At 41.5% G+C, this 14,289-nt stretch carries 15 protein-coding genes and 1 riboswitch; of the genes, 13 read left to right on the top strand and 2 right to left on the bottom strand.

What is annotated here, in order from left to right; genetic code table 11:
- Positions 1-4: 4 nt before the first annotated feature.
- From RWN13_RS10935 to RWN13_RS10920, 4 genes are all read left to right on the top strand, one after another.
- Positions 5-814 carry an ABC transporter ATP-binding protein gene (locus RWN13_RS10935; protein WP_314063295.1) on the top strand — a complete coding sequence of 270 codons (810 nt, stop codon included), beginning with the start codon at positions 5-7 and terminating at the stop codon, positions 812-814.
- The gene (locus tag RWN13_RS10930) at positions 798-2,522 is read left to right on the top strand and encodes an ABC transporter ATP-binding protein (protein WP_314063292.1); all 1,725 of its coding nucleotides are present in this window, start codon (positions 798-800) and stop codon (positions 2,520-2,522) included. Before RWN13_RS10935 ends, RWN13_RS10930 begins: the two co-directional genes overlap by 17 nt.
- A gap of 174 nt (positions 2,523-2,696) precedes the next feature.
- The gene (locus tag RWN13_RS10925; protein WP_314063291.1) at positions 2,697-3,182 is read left to right on the top strand and encodes a pyridoxamine 5'-phosphate oxidase family protein; all 486 of its coding nucleotides are present in this window, start codon (positions 2,697-2,699) and stop codon (positions 3,180-3,182) included.
- 85 nt (positions 3,183-3,267) lie between these two features.
- The gene (locus RWN13_RS10920) at positions 3,268-3,702 is read left to right on the top strand and encodes a universal stress protein (protein ID WP_314063288.1); all 435 of its coding nucleotides are present in this window, start codon (positions 3,268-3,270) and stop codon (positions 3,700-3,702) included.
- Positions 3,703-3,979: 277 nt separating this feature from the next.
- Here RWN13_RS10920 and RWN13_RS10915 read toward each other — a convergent pair whose 3' ends face one another.
- Positions 3,980-4,165, bottom strand: a complete 186-nt coding sequence (locus RWN13_RS10915) for an AbrB/MazE/SpoVT family DNA-binding domain-containing protein (RefSeq protein ID WP_314063285.1) — start codon at positions 4,163-4,165, stop codon at positions 3,980-3,982.
- Between the two features lie 379 nt (positions 4,166-4,544).
- On the opposite strand from RWN13_RS10915, the gene RWN13_RS10910 reads away from it, so the two are divergent.
- From RWN13_RS10910 to RWN13_RS10885, 6 genes are all read left to right on the top strand, one after another.
- Positions 4,545-5,534, top strand: coding sequence for an aldo/keto reductase (locus RWN13_RS10910; protein ID WP_314063283.1), 990 nt, complete (start codon positions 4,545-4,547; stop codon positions 5,532-5,534).
- Between the two features lie 335 nt (positions 5,535-5,869).
- On the top strand, positions 5,870-6,850 hold the full coding sequence (locus RWN13_RS10905) for an aldo/keto reductase (protein ID WP_314063280.1): 981 nt from the start codon (positions 5,870-5,872) through the stop codon (positions 6,848-6,850).
- Between the two features lie 91 nt (positions 6,851-6,941).
- Positions 6,942-8,597 carry a DUF3114 domain-containing protein gene (locus RWN13_RS10900; protein WP_314063278.1) on the top strand — a complete coding sequence of 552 codons (1,656 nt, stop codon included), beginning with the start codon at positions 6,942-6,944 and terminating at the stop codon, positions 8,595-8,597.
- Positions 8,598-8,678: 81 nt separating this feature from the next.
- Complete coding sequence (locus tag RWN13_RS10895) at positions 8,679-9,131, top strand: DIP1984 family protein (RefSeq protein ID WP_314063276.1); 453 nt, start codon at positions 8,679-8,681, stop codon at positions 9,129-9,131.
- Between the two features lie 410 nt (positions 9,132-9,541).
- Positions 9,542-10,429, top strand: coding sequence for a fructose bisphosphate aldolase (locus RWN13_RS10890; protein ID WP_314063274.1), 888 nt, complete (start codon positions 9,542-9,544; stop codon positions 10,427-10,429).
- A 38-nt stretch (positions 10,430-10,467) separates the two neighbouring features.
- Positions 10,468-10,623: a hypothetical protein gene (locus RWN13_RS10885; RefSeq protein WP_314063272.1), complete on the top strand. Its 156-nt coding sequence runs from the start codon at positions 10,468-10,470 to the stop codon at positions 10,621-10,623.
- Between the two features lie 247 nt (positions 10,624-10,870).
- Here RWN13_RS10885 and RWN13_RS10880 read toward each other — a convergent pair whose 3' ends face one another.
- Positions 10,871-11,452: a nitroreductase family protein gene (locus tag RWN13_RS10880; RefSeq protein WP_314063269.1), complete on the bottom strand. Its 582-nt coding sequence runs from the start codon at positions 11,450-11,452 to the stop codon at positions 10,871-10,873.
- Between the two features lie 203 nt (positions 11,453-11,655).
- On the opposite strand from RWN13_RS10880, the gene RWN13_RS10875 reads away from it, so the two are divergent.
- The 3 genes from RWN13_RS10875 to dapD all read left to right on the top strand — a co-directional run bounded on the left by RWN13_RS10875 (position 11,656) and on the right by dapD (position 14,283).
- A complete protein-coding gene (locus RWN13_RS10875; protein WP_314063266.1) occupies positions 11,656-12,414 on the top strand; it encodes an alpha/beta hydrolase in 759 nt (252 codons plus the stop codon).
- 60 nt (positions 12,415-12,474) lie between these two features.
- Positions 12,475-12,628: riboswitch (Lysine riboswitch) on the top strand.
- A gap of 141 nt (positions 12,629-12,769) precedes the next feature.
- Positions 12,770-13,564: a diaminopimelate epimerase gene (gene dapF, locus RWN13_RS10870; RefSeq protein ID WP_314063264.1), complete on the top strand. Its 795-nt coding sequence runs from the start codon at positions 12,770-12,772 to the stop codon at positions 13,562-13,564.
- A gap of 23 nt (positions 13,565-13,587) precedes the next feature.
- Complete coding sequence (dapD, locus tag RWN13_RS10865; protein ID WP_314063262.1) at positions 13,588-14,283, top strand: 2,3,4,5-tetrahydropyridine-2,6-dicarboxylate N-acetyltransferase; 696 nt, start codon at positions 13,588-13,590, stop codon at positions 14,281-14,283.
- The last annotated feature ends 6 nt before the right edge of the window (positions 14,284-14,289 follow it).

Below are 14,289 nucleotides of genomic sequence, written 5' to 3'. Positions count from 1 at the left end.
TACTATGAATCGAATAGAGACACAATCATTAGATATTTCATATGATGACGTATTGATTGTTGAAGAGTTAAATTTAGGAATTCCAGCGGGGAAAATAACATCGATTATCGGACCAAATGGGTGCGGTAAATCAACTATCTTGAAAGCGATTGGACGTATTCTGAAAAAAAAAGCTGGCGTTGTTTACTTGAATGGTCAAGATATCAGCCAGTTATCCACCAGAGAAGTGGCTCAAAAAATGGCGATTTTACCCCAAACACCAACGGCCCCAAGTGGCTTAACCGTTGGGGAATTGATTGCCTATGGTCGTTTTCCTCATCAAAAGGGGTTTGGTAAATTGACGGAAGAAGATAAGCAAATTGTGGCTTGGGCTTTGAGTGTTACCAAGCTCAGCGAATTTGAGTTGCGAGAGGTTGATAGTTTATCAGGCGGTCAGCGTCAGCGGGTATGGATTGCCATGGCTCTGGCCCAACAAACAGAACTGATCTTACTGGATGAACCAACGACATACCTGGATCTGGCTCACCAATTGGAAGTCCTTGAGCTATTGCAAGAATTGAACCATAGTCAAGGCTGTACCATCGCCATGGTTCTTCACGATTTGAATTTAGCTGCTCGTTTTTCTGATTATATGGTGGCTATCAGTAGGGGGAAAGTGATTTGTCATGGTGCCCCGGAAGAGGTCTTCCTACCTGAGGTCTTGAGGGAAGCCTTTCATATTGATGCAGAGATTATTATCGAACCACGGACACAACGGCCGATTTGTTTAACTTATGAATTGATTAAGGAGGAGTTAGATGAAAACGGTACTTAGAGTATTAAAAGATTCCCAGGCCTATCATCGCTACATCTGGCTGGGAATTGGGGCGATTGCCTGTTCCACTCTTGCTAGTCTATACGCACCTTGGGCCATGCAACAATTGACCGTCTTAATCACCAGTGGGGACGCTGATATTGCCAGCAAATCATTAAAGATGGGGCTGATCTTACTGTTGGTTTATCTGTTACAGGCGATCTTTAATTACATCAAAGGGTATTATACTCATTTAGGGGCCTATCATTATGTGGCTGAACTACGCCTGGCTGTCTATGATAAGATGCAACACCTCTCTTTGCGGTTTTATAGCGATAAGCAAACAGGGCAATTAATGAGCTATGTTATGGCTGATGCCGGGGGAGCGGAGCGTCTCTTTGCTCATGTGTTCCCTGATTTAGTCGTCCATGGGCTAACTTTGCTAGCTGTGGGGTTTATGTTGTTTACCATCAATGTTCCCTTAGCTCTAGTTAGTTTAGTTAGTGTCCCATTGATCATTTTTGCTAATTATGTCTATTCAAAACGCGCGCTACCACTCTGGAGAAAAAATGCGAAGGTAATGGCGGAGATGAGTGGCACGTTACAGGATAATTTATCAGGCATGAAAGAAATTCAGGCCTTTAACCAGCAACAAAGTGAAAAAGAACGAATGAAAGCCGTCATTCACAAAGAGCGTGATGCGATTTTAGAAGCCGTGAAGACCGATGAATTTGTACGGCCTCTGATTAGCTTTTTTAGTTCTGTCGGCTTGGTAGGGGTGATTATTTATGGAGGCTATTTAACCTCAGTTGGTCAAATGGAAGTGGCTGAATTAGTCGGTTTTACCTTGTATCTAAACCTGTTTTACGGACCGATTAGTGCCTTGTCATCTTTAAATGAAAGTGCTAATACGGCGATTGCTAGCTGCCAGCGAGTATTTGATTTACTGGATCAAGAGTCAGAGGTTAAAGAGTTAAGCGATGCCCGGAGCGTTTCTCACTTAGTAGGGAAGATTGAGCTACGACAACTGGATTTTCATTATCATGAAGGGCAACCGGTTCTCAAAGAGATTGATTTAATCATTAAGCCAGGGCAAACGATTGCTTTAGTTGGCTCGACAGGTGTAGGGAAAACGACGATTAGTAACCTATTGAATCGTTTTTATGATCCAGTAGCTGGTCAGATTCTATTTGACGATCTGGATTTAAAAACCATGACCTTAGGAAGCATTCGCAACAACATCAGCATGGTATTGCAAGATACCTTTCTCTTTAACGGCACAGTCTATGAGAACATTGTGTATGGGTTGAAAAATGCCACTAAGGAGCAAACCATTGCTGCGGCAAAAGCGGCTAATGCCCATAGCTTTATTACAGCTTTAGAAAATGGTTACGAAACCTTGATTGGAGAGCGAGGATTGCGGTTGTCAGGGGGACAAAAGCAGCGGTTATCGATTGCCAGAGCGATTTTACGAGACACGCCGATTTTGATTATGGACGAAGCGACGTCGGCCTTGGATACTGAGACGGAAAGAGAGATTCAACAAGCATTGGATACTATTTCTAAAGGTCGGACGACAGTTGTAATTGCTCATCGATTATCAACGATTCGTCATGCTGACCTAATCGTCGTGTTGGATCAGGCCCAAATTGCCGAGCTTGGTACTCACGAAGAACTGATTCAGGGTGGCGGTGTCTATGCTCGCTTGTGTCAAAACCAACATATTTAATGAGCACGTGAAAATCGTTAGTCAAAGAGGGGTGTAGGAAAAGGCAGTTGATTTGACTACCAGAGGAAGAGATTGATTTTAGGTGAAAGGCTAAAGTCAATTTGTTTCTCTTTTTTTTAGTCCCTTTTTTAGTTATAATAAGGGAATGATTCAAGTCAAAATGGAGGGCTAAGGATGAGACGAAAAGAGCGAGCAATTGAAGATCTAAAGGAGATTAAAAAATTGGTAGCGGACTGCCAGGTTGTGAGAGTCGCTGTAAACGATGCTGAATACCCTTATATCGTGCCGGTTAATTTCGGGTATGAGTGGCAGGGTGAGGATTTATCACTTTATATCCACGGCGCCAGGCAAGGAAAAAAAGTGAGTTTAATCCAACAAAATAATAAAGTGGCTGTTGAGATGGACACCGATCATGAACTTATCTCAGGTGGTTCGCGGCCAGATAAGTATTCTTATGGCTATCGCAGCTTGATTGGTTATGGTGAAGCAGTCGTTCTGACTGACCTTGAGGAAAAGCGTCAGGCACTTCAAGTTTTGTTGGATCATACAGTTAAAGAAACGAATCTAGATTCAATGCCAGACCGAATGGTTGCGGGGACTGCCATCATAAAAATTAAGTTACTGACTTACACTGCTAAACAAAATAAGCCGATGGTGTAAATAAATTCGTTTATTGGCGACCTAGTCTTTTGTTAGACAGTTTTTAGTAAATAGTGGTATAATCAAAAGAGAGGAGGCGCTTACAATGAGTGGTAGGTATAAACATATTCTAGTCGCTGTTGATGGGTCCAAACAGTCGGAAAAAGCATTTAGAGAAGCCTTGGAACTTGCGAAGGAAAGCCGTGCCAATTTATATGTGGCGTGCATTATCAATGAGGTGGAAATCGCATACAGTGCCTATGCTTACAGCAAGATACTAGCTGAGGAAAAAGCTAATGTGGAGATGGAGATGTTGAAGAAGGTCCACGATGCAAAGGAATTTGGTTTGAAGCACATTACAGCTATTGTTGAGTTGGGAAATCACAAGGAGTATTTAACCAAAATTATTCCTGAGACCTACCCAATTGATTTAATTGTAATTGGCGCAACTGGCAAAGGCGCAATCCAGAAATTTACCGTTGGTTCGACAACGGATTATGTGGTAAATCATGCTCCCTGTAATGTGATTGTGGTCAAGTGAAATTAGAAAAAAACTTAGTGAGTCACATGAATGATGGGGCCTTGGAATTTTTAAGTGGTTTCGTAAGTAGATTACCTGATGGCAGCAAGATACTAAAGAGTCCTCCCAAAAGGCCATGGCCTTTTGGGAGGACTCTTTATGTTAACGATCTTGCGCAAATCAATAACCATTTTTTAGGATAGAGTAGATAGGAATATGGTCAATGTAAATAAAAGGCGATCTATACACTAATGTATAAACCGTCTATTACCAAAAGCCTTATGTCCAGACCAATGAGCTAATCCAGCGATGGCTTCGGATGAATTACCTGGTCTTCCAATTTTTTTTTGATCGTTGCTGTGCCATTTCTATGAGGAATAAATTCAATTCGATCACCTGGCTTTATATTGAGACAAGCGAGAATCTCTGGTGGCAGCGTTACGATTTTACTACCGCCGCTCGTACTTACTACTCGATGCCGCAAATCATCAGCCCCTTTCTCGTTGTTGTTTCTATGGTAAAGCTTTCCTTTTCTTAATACAAGCAATAAGGTAAAAAAATGAAATTTCTGATAGGTGATTAGTCATATCCATAATGATTGATGGTGTCTGAGGTTTCCTAGAAGAGACGGTCCTCTAATTGGTATAAGTCAGTTGTTTGGCCCACAGATAGTTCTTGAATATACCTGTAATATTGTTTTTTCCTCAAAGAAATAGTTTGACTGTTACCGTCATAACCTATGAATCCGTGATAATGCCGAAATAGCTATGTAGATTGCTATTTTAGCCCCAAAACGATTGTATGTAAAGGCTTTTTTGTTTAAACTAGAAAGGTAATAGTGTGACAGATGAAGGAGGATTATCATGTATTTAGCAAAAGAAGAGCGTTATCAGGAAATGACCTATCGCCGAGTGGGCGATTCAGGCTTGAAGTTACCAGCGATTTCTTTGGGATTATGGCATAATTTTGGAGATGTGGACCCCCTGAGCAACCAACGGGAAATTCTTCACGGTGCATTTGATATGGGCATTACTCATTTTGATTTGGCAAATAACTATGGCCCACCAGCTGGTTCGGCAGAGGAAAACTTTGGACGAATATTGCGGGAAGACTTTAAAGGATATCGTGATGAGATGATTATTTCATCAAAAGCGGGTTATTACATGTGGCCAGGCCCTTATGGTGAATGGGGCTCAAAGAAAAATATTATCGCCAGTTGTGACCAAAGTTTAACACGTATGGGACTTGATTATGTGGATATTTTTTATCATCACCGACCTGACTACGATACACCCTTAAGAGAAACGGCTCATGCTTTAGATTTGTTGGTGCGCCAAGGAAAAGCATTGTATGTCGGCGTTTCAAACTATGATGCCCCAAGAACAAAGGAAATGTCGCAGATTTTTAAAGAGTTAGGCACACCTTTTATCATTCATCAGCCGAACTATAATATGTTTGATCGTTGGATTGAAGAGGGGCTCCTAGAAGTTTTGGAAGAAGAAAAACTAGGGGCAATTGTCTTTAGTCCACTAGCACAAGGCATGTTAACGAATCGTTATCTTAATGGGATTCCTGTTGATTCAAGAGCTCATCGCTCAGATAGTCCCTTTCTATCAGAGGACAAGGTTGAATCCACTTTAAAAATAGTCAGAGAGTTAAATAAAGTGGCTGAGAGCCGCAATCAAACCTTAGCAGAGATGGCGTTAGCTTGGAATTTGCGTCAACCAGCGATTGCCAGTGTTTTAGTGGGGGCTAGCCGTTTGAGTCAGCTAAAAGACAATGTCAAGTCTTTGGAGAAGCTGTCCTTTGAAGCAACTGAATTAAAAAATATAGAGGGCATTTTACACCAATAATAGTAATGAAAATTAAAGGCAGTCAGATGGAGGCAGCTGAAAAAGTCTGAAGTTTCTTAACTGAAAATTCGGACTTTTTTTCCACTAGGATAGTAAAGACTAATAAAATAGGAAGACGTATCCCTGTAGAAAAGGCGTCATTCGCTCTATTTTGGCAACTAAATTCTATCTCTTTCCTGTCTTGTTATTTTATGATTTTTTCAGTAGCTTCGTCAGATGAGCCTGTATTTTTTTTTTAGCAAAGAACGCTTGCCTTGAAGTTGACTCCAAGGTGTATGGTTAAACCAGAAACAATCTGTTGAGGGCAGATAAAAAATGGTAGAGGAGTTAATCTTGTGAAAAAACGTGAACTAGGTAAGAGTGGGTTAGAGGTTTCAGAAATAGGTTTAGGTTGTATGGGCATGAGTTATGCCTACGGTACTCCCGAAAAAAAGGAAATGATCAAATTGATACAGGAAGGGATAGAGTTAGGGGTGACCTTTTTTGATACGGCAGAAGTCTATGGCCCCTTTGTTAATGAAGCTTTAGTGGGTGAGGCTCTGGCATCTTATCACAATCAGGTGACAATCGCGTCTAAAGTGGGGATTAAAATCATAGATGGCAAACAAGTGGTGGATGGTCGCCCACAAGGCATTAAAGAGTCGATTGAAGGTTCCTTAACACGCTTGAAGTTAGACGCTCTAGATTTATATTACTTGCATCGGGTTGACCCTAATGTCCCAATTGAAGACATCGCCTTAACAATGCAAGGGTTAAAAAAAGAAGGCAAGATAAAACACTGGGGATTATCAGAAGCAGGAGTTCAAACAATTCGTCGCGCCCATGCAGTGGAACCTTTAGCGGCAGTTGAAAGTGAATATTCTTTGTGGACAAGAGAGCCTGAGGACGAGTTATTACCGACCTTAAAAGAGTTAGGGATTGGTTTTGTTCCGTTTAGTCCATTGGGAAAAGGTTTCTTAACGGGCTCTATCAACGCGGATACAAAGTTTAAAGAGGGGGATGGACGCAACAGCTTGCCACGCTTTACCCAAGAGGCTATGGCGGCTAATCAGGTTTTGGTGGAATTGATTAAGCAAAAAGCTGAAGAAAAAGTAGCCACACCGGCTCAAATTGCCTTAGGCTGGATTTTAGCTCAGCAACCTTGGATTGTGCCAATCCCTGGGACGACTAAACGGCACCGTTTAAAAGAAAATAGTGGGGCGGGGAAGCTCCACTTTACTTCGGAGGAATTGGCAGCTTTCGATCGTGCCACAAAAGACATTGAAATTGTCGGACATCGCTATACGCCAGAGTTGGCAAAGCGAGTAGGATTGTAGTTCACCCATAAAGCCAGATATTATGAGTGTCTTTATTGCGCAAACTTTGCTAAAGTAAGAGTATCAATGAGCGTTTAGGTGGTGGATAGTGATGATAGGGCAACATAATATTAGGAAAGTCATTCAACATGCTGAAAAGCTAAGTGCGATGACTCAAGCTATGGTAAATGAGGATAGGAACATGGCAGGATTACTCTCGGTTATTTTTAATAAGTCCCAAGATATCTATCAGCTAGCTCAGTCAATTGAAAGTCAGCCGATCCAAGGGGCTTTTGATTCTGATTTAGGGCTAAGAGCACGGCAGTTAAACTTGTGCAAACGACTAAAAGCAATCCAACGTAGGCGAGACTCATTAGCCTCATTGCCAGTCCTAGGCGTGTTTTTCAAAAGGCTAGGCAAACAAAAGCAACGAGGTTTAACTAGTCAATTATCAGACGTTGAGACGGAAATTCAGGTTATCGTAACAAAAGAGGTTCAAATCAAGCTACAAATCGCAAGCTTGAATGATCTGGTTTTTGAATTGAGCCAAACTATTTTAGAGTTGAAACAGCGGCGTTTCTTTAAGAGTGAGAAGGCCTTACAAATAGAAAGTGGCTGGTACGACCTCTATCAGGTCTGGCACGGCTTGAATGGGCTGTCTTATTTGAATCAGACAACTTATCGCAGTTTTGTTCACTATTTCTTAAAAGAGGAGCGGCGCTTAAGAAGTGACGGCTGGCAAGGAATGGCGATTTTGATCTACCAGAGCGTATTAGTTGAAAAAAGCCAGCAGACTGAAAATAAGGAAGGCTTACTTCTGTTGCAAAAATCAATTAAACGGAACAGTCGCTTAGTAGGCTCCCCCCTTTATGAGGCGATGTACGCTGCTCTTGAAGGCGCGACGAATGATCAGATAAAATGGAAGGCACAGCTGCCCATTAGCCACTTAGGGGGTTACATCGATCATCATGGCATGTTGCAGTTAAGGGGGGCCTTTCATTTTTCCCCAGACGTATCCCCAGACAGTCATTTTTGGGAAGAATACGCTGAGACGGTAAAAAAAGCCTATCCAAAAGGCTTGTTGCCGGCTGCTTATGGGGTGGATCCACTGATGACCGAGTATCAAATGATTAAAGCCATTCATCAGTTTCGAATGTATGTGGATCGCCAGAATATCTTTTATATACGGGCGAATTATCAGGGAGCAACGGATTATGATAAGCTGAAGGCTTTTGAAAAAGAGGCAGTCGCACGAGTTGGTCTGGGTGGGCGACTTGACTATAGTTCTAACTCGAAGTTTCATAATCGAACGTCACAGCAACTGCCTTTTCACGGGCAGCACAATGATAAGATTAGAAGCCACAACGGGTTATCTGAATTTATCGTGAGAGTAAAGACAGGCTCTTTTGCCACTCAGTGGGATGTTTTGCGGACCGTTGATCAGCGGTCTTTTTTTATAAAAGAAGGAGATCGAGTGATTGGGTTACGCTCGCAACTGGTTAACAGTAACCCAGAGGATTATGACCTCCAAGGGCTTAGCGGCAAAGAAATTGTGGACACAGAGTCCTTTAATTACTCCGCAAGAGACAAGCGAAAACTAGGTGACATTAGTCACAGTTTATTAGATGTGGACCCAGCCAATGGCAGACTGGGCTTGGAGCATGATGTTAAGATTTTAGCGAAAAAAACTTGGAAAACCCAGAGTTTGAAATCATATGGCCGCAATGGTAGAGATTCGTATCAATCACCTTTGCCTGGTTTTAAATAAGGGGAAGCAGTGGATAAAGGTATGAGTTGCTGTAAAATTGCGCTATAATAAGTCTAATCAGATAAACCTAGGAGGTTCCAGATGAAACTAGCAGAAGCATTATTGTTGCGAGGAGAGTACCAAACAAAGGGTGAGAATTTAAAAAGTAGAATTTTACAAAATCTTAGGATTCAAGAAGGGGATAAACCAAGTGAAGATCCCCACTCTTTATTGACAGAAGCCTTTGAATTAAATGAGCAGTTAAATGAGCTGATTAAAGCGATCAATGAACGGAATAATCTAGCCCTGTTACCTGATGGCCGAAGCCTTGCTCAAGCCCTTATTGACCGTGAGAGTATAGTCAAAAAACGCCGTTTGTTAGTTTCGATTACAGAAGCAGGTAGTAATCAGGAATATCGTTATTCACGCTCTGAAATCAAGTTCCAGTTAACGCTAAGCTTGGGGGATATCCATAAGCAAATAGATCAGCTCTCTCGACAGTTTAGAGAGCTTGATACGATTATTCAAGGGTTAAATTGGAGTGTAGACGTATAAATTAGTTTGGTAACTGTTGGTTATGGGATATCAGGTTCGTATCAACCGATGATACACTCCTATGAGGATATGGGGCAGTCCTAACTAACAAGTTAGCCCGAAACCAGTCACATAGGTACCAGTCATATTTAACAAGTCACTACCAGATATCAGTAACGATCAGCGAGGGTGGCGTAGGGGAACTAAAAATAACAATTATTAAACGCGTTTGAAATCGTGTTTAATAATTGTTTTTTATATTTTCGAATTCTGATGGAGTCAAGCTTAGCCTCTTGCCCTATGCTTAAAAGTATGACGATAAACGGTTTCAGCATATCATGAGGTGTTTTTGTTAAAGTGGGGTATAATAAATTTAGAGATGTTTTACAGCAGATTTTTTATCAGGCATAGAAAAGAAGGGTAGGATATTCATGAACGAAAAACAGATGACAAGAATGAGTAGTGGTAAAGGATTTATTGCGGCGTTGGACCAAAGTGGAGGCAGTACCCCTAAGGCTCTTAAGGCATATGGCATTGATGAAAGTAGCTACGACACTGACGAGGCGATGTTTAATTTAGTTCACGAAATGCGCTCCCGAATTATTGAAAGCCCTGAGTTTACTTCGGAGCATATTCTCGGCGCCATTTTATTTGAAGGTACAATGGAACGGGAAATTGAAGGGTTGCCGACAGTTGATTATTTGTGGGAGAAGAAGGGGATATTATCTTTCTTAAAGATAGACAAAGGGTTAGCTGCAGAAGAGAATGGCGTTCAGTTGTTAAAACCTATTCCCGATTTAGCAGAGATTTTGGAAAATGCCAGTGACCATCATATTTTTGGCACAAAAGAGCGTTCACTGATCAAATTGGCGAATCGTGATGGCATTAAGGCAGTTGTCACTCAACAATTTGAATTAGCTAAACAAGTATCTGATGCGGGGCTAGTGCCGATAATTGAACCGGAAGTAGACATTCACAGCCCTGAAAAAGCAGCAGCCGAAGCGATATTAAAAGAAGAATTAGTGGCTCATTTAGCTACATTAGAACCGCATTTTAAAGTGATGTTAAAACTGTCTATTCCCACGATTGATAATTTTTATGAAGAATTGGCAGTAGATCCCCACGTTGTACGTGTAGTAGCTTTATCAGGTGGTTACTCCAGAGATGAGGCAAATGAGCGATTGAGTCGCAACCATCAGTTGATTGCCAGCTTCTCAAGAGCCTTATCTGAAGGGTTGACGTTTCAGCAGACCCCAGAGGAGTTTGATCAAAGATTAAAAGAATCTGTGTTAGCTATCTATCAAGCCTCGATTGCTTAAGCTGATAGATGAGGCATCAAGGAAGGGAGGCGACAGACATGCAAAAAGTTACCGCAATTACAAGTAGTGATTATAGCCTAATCGTTTCAGAACTAGAAGGACTAGTTGAAAAAGGCGGCACCATCGTTAATTTCAGCGTTACCTATGATACAAAAGAAGAAGAATACGCATTATTCGTAGTCTATACGTTATAAGAAAAGCTTCGCGAATCGCTGCCGTCGTTCTTATTGCTTTAGCAATTAGAAATTGATGAGATCGAAGCGAAGCGGAGAGCCTTAACTCTTGCAAGTTTACTTGCCTAGAAGTTTAGGACAACGAAATTTATGTAGTGGTTGATGAGCTAAGCTCGACACCGACTATAATATAGAGGAAGTGATATACGTTCCTATATTATAAGAAAATAAAACCAGTGATTAGTCACTGGTTTTTTTCTATCATTATTTATAGTAAAGGCGCGGCCCAGCTTTTGACATCGGCACGTTTTCCATTGCTTCGTGGCGCATCGGGATCTGGGTATCCAAGGCGATAGTTAGCGATTAACTCATAATTAGCCGGAAAGCCCAAAGACGTGGAAAACTCTTGGTCCATGGTAAAAGCACTAGAGGCCCAAAACCCAACGAGACCTACTTCATGAGCCAGTAGAGAAAAGTTTTGAATTAAGGCAGCTGTCCCTTGAATCGAATCGGAATCCAAGCGCTTGTTATCAGTGATAATCTCTCTGGCAAATAAAATAGTTGCCGGCGCATTTTTTAATAGGCGAGTCATTTTTGTTTCGAATTTTGTGCGGCTTTCATTGTCATGAATCATGCCCGTTTCCTCATAACGCGCAATGACTTTGTCATAGAGGAATTCTTTCTCGGCAACAGTCGTCACAATTTTGGCTTGCCACGGTTCTCTTTTATGGAAAGGGGCGTAGCGGGCTTTTTCAAGCAGTTCATAAATCAGTTCAAGGCTGACATCGTCGGATAAACTTCTTTTTGATGTTCGTCTTTGAACAATGGCTTCGTTGACAGTATTTGGCATAGGTAAAGTCTCCTTTTTAGTTATATCAGTCTCACACTTAAGTATTAATTGATAATCATTCTCAATTAAAATAAGTTTACCGTTTATCCATCAGAAAAACAACTTATATGCGTCGAGACTGATCGAAGCATATAAACTGTTCAAGTGATCAAAAATAACGTAAAATAGGTGGCGTATATAAAATAGTAAACGGAGTGGAACCAGTGAAAAAAGGAAAAATAATGAAACGAGTGTTGATTGGTATCGGCATTCTCTTTGTATTGATCGTTGCAGGTGGCTTAACGACGGTTAAGATGAAGACCTATCAACCGGAAAAGTTAGCGACAGACGCACTAAAATCGGAAGCTAATGTGAAGATAGAAGAAAAAAAAGAGCTGACCATTTTCACACCTAAGGAGCTCGATCAGACCGTACCTGCGATTATTTTTTACCAAGGGGCTTTAGTTAAGGCGGAAAGTTATAGTTACTTGGCAAAAGAATTAGCGACCCAAGGTTACCCCGTCTACCTCTTGCACCATCTCTTAAATTTACCAATTTTAGAGATGAAGGCAGGCGATAAAGTGGTAGAGGAGTATGATTTAGACCAGTTTGTAGTTGGTGGTCATTCATTGGGTGGTGTAGTAGCTAGTCGTTTTGCCAAGCGGGAATTGACGAAGGAAGGATTAAAAGGTGTCTTCTTTTTAGCAAGTTATCCTGATGAAAAAGGTGATTTACGTTCATTTGAGGGTGGTGTCCTTTCTCTGACAGGGACGAATGACAAGGTCTTAAATTGGTCAAGTTATGAAGATAGCCAAAAATTCTTACCAAAACAAACGGTTTACCAGTCAATTGAAGGTGGGAATCATGGCGGATTTGGCGCATACGGTCAACAAAAAGGCGATGGTCAGCCAGAGATATCGACAAAAGAACAGCAAGACCAAATAGTCAGTTATTTAGTAACATGGCTCAAAGACATTGAGTAATTGCCTGAAAAAAGTTCGTTTAAGTGGACAAGGAAAACCTCAAATGGTATTATTACTTATATTTTAATAAGAGGTAGCAATGCAAATGAGTAAAACCCTGGAGAAGGCATTTGAAGAGGGGGTTTGAAAGGTAATCATTGCCGAACGGTATTAATTGGCAAATTAATGACGTGGGGATATAGGAAAAACTTATATCACTCCTACTTTTTCAGGTAGAGGCGCAAGAATAAGTTGATTGATATCAAGTGCCTATTTAAGCGAATAGGCACTTTTTTTATGTTTTTCTTGTGAATCGCAAGGCAAACCCTGTTAATTTAGATATTGTGAAGGAGTTAGTGCTGAAAGGGGCTTGGAAATGAAGGTAAGAAAATATAATGGTTGTGGCAATGACTTTGTGATTATAGACGACAGGGCGGGCTTGGATTATAACACTCTGGCTCAGGAACTTTGTCAGGATTCTCAATTTGATACGGACGGCTTAATCGGTGTTAAACAGGAACCTCTCGAGATGATTTTTTATAATCGGGACGGTAGCCGAGCGCCTATGTGTGGCAATGGGATTCGTTGTTTTGCAAAGTATGTCTATGAAGCGGGGATTGTCACGGAAAAAGAATTCCCTGTTGAGACATTAGCAGGAACTCTGACAGTGAGGATTACACAAGAAGAGCCTTTCGAATGTCGTGTCCAAATGGGGCAAGCTTATTATGATAACCAGTTAATAGGCGCCAGCGATCAAGAGAGTTTTCAGCAGCGGACTATTGAACTGTCGACGGGAATGGTGGAGATAACCAGCCTTTTTGTGGGAACTATTCACACCGTTGTGTTTGTAGAAGATGCCGTGGCTGAAATTGAATTAAGCCGTGGTTCGGAGATTTGCCATCATCCATTGTTTAAAGAACAAACAAATGTCAATTTTGTTCAAGTGCTCAATGAACAAGAGTTACTTGTCAGAACCTTTGAACGTGGTGTAGGCTGGACCTTAGCTTGCGGAACGGGTTGTTGTGCGGCTTATGTGGTTGCTCGGGATTTGGGAAAAGTCACAAGTCAACCGGTGATAGTTCACTTGGAACAAGGTCAACTGGAAATTTCTGGCGATGCTGAGATTATCATGGCAGGACCTGCAGTTTTTGAAAAAGAAGTGACAGTTTAAATTAAACAATTGGGGGAACAGATATGAACGCACATGAGATTATAAAATTTATTCAAACAGCAGAAAAGAAAACACCTGTGAAGGTCTATATTAATTTATTAGAGCCAGTGGCATTTCCAGGATGCCAGACTTTTGGCTGCAAACGTAGTAAAACGGTCTTTGGTGATTACAAAGTGGTGTCGGAGATTTTAGCGGCCAATGAAGATAAAATTAAAGATTTTGTCATCGAAAATGATGGGCGCAACAGTGCCATCCCGTTACTGGATACGAAAAACGTTAATGCCCGGATTGAGCCTGGTGCGATTATTCGTGATCAGGTGACCATTGGCGATCAAGCAGTGATTATGATGGGGGCTATTATTAATATTGGAGCCGAAATTGGCGAAGCCAGCATGATTGATATGGGAGCGGTGCTTGGTGGTCGGGCTACCGTCGGGAAACGTTGTCATATTGGAGCAGGGGCCGTCTTAGCTGGCGTGATTGAGCCGCCTTCAGCAGATCCTGTGGTAATTGAAGATGATGTCTTAATTGGGGCTAACGCTGTGATTGTTGAAGGGGTGCGGGTCGGAAAAGGCAGTGTCGTAGCTGCTGGGGCGATCGTGTTAGAAGATGTTCCAGAAAATGTTGTAGTTGGTGGCGTACCAGCACGTATTTTAAAAGTGAAAGATCAACAAACCATTGATAATACAGAAATGTTAGATGCTTTAAGAGAACTGTAGAAGTAA

The organism is uncultured Vagococcus sp. (assembly GCF_963518325.1).
GTDB lineage: Bacteria > Bacillota > Bacilli > Lactobacillales > Vagococcaceae > Vagococcus_D.
This window is presented reverse-complemented; position numbering and strand designations above follow the sequence as displayed.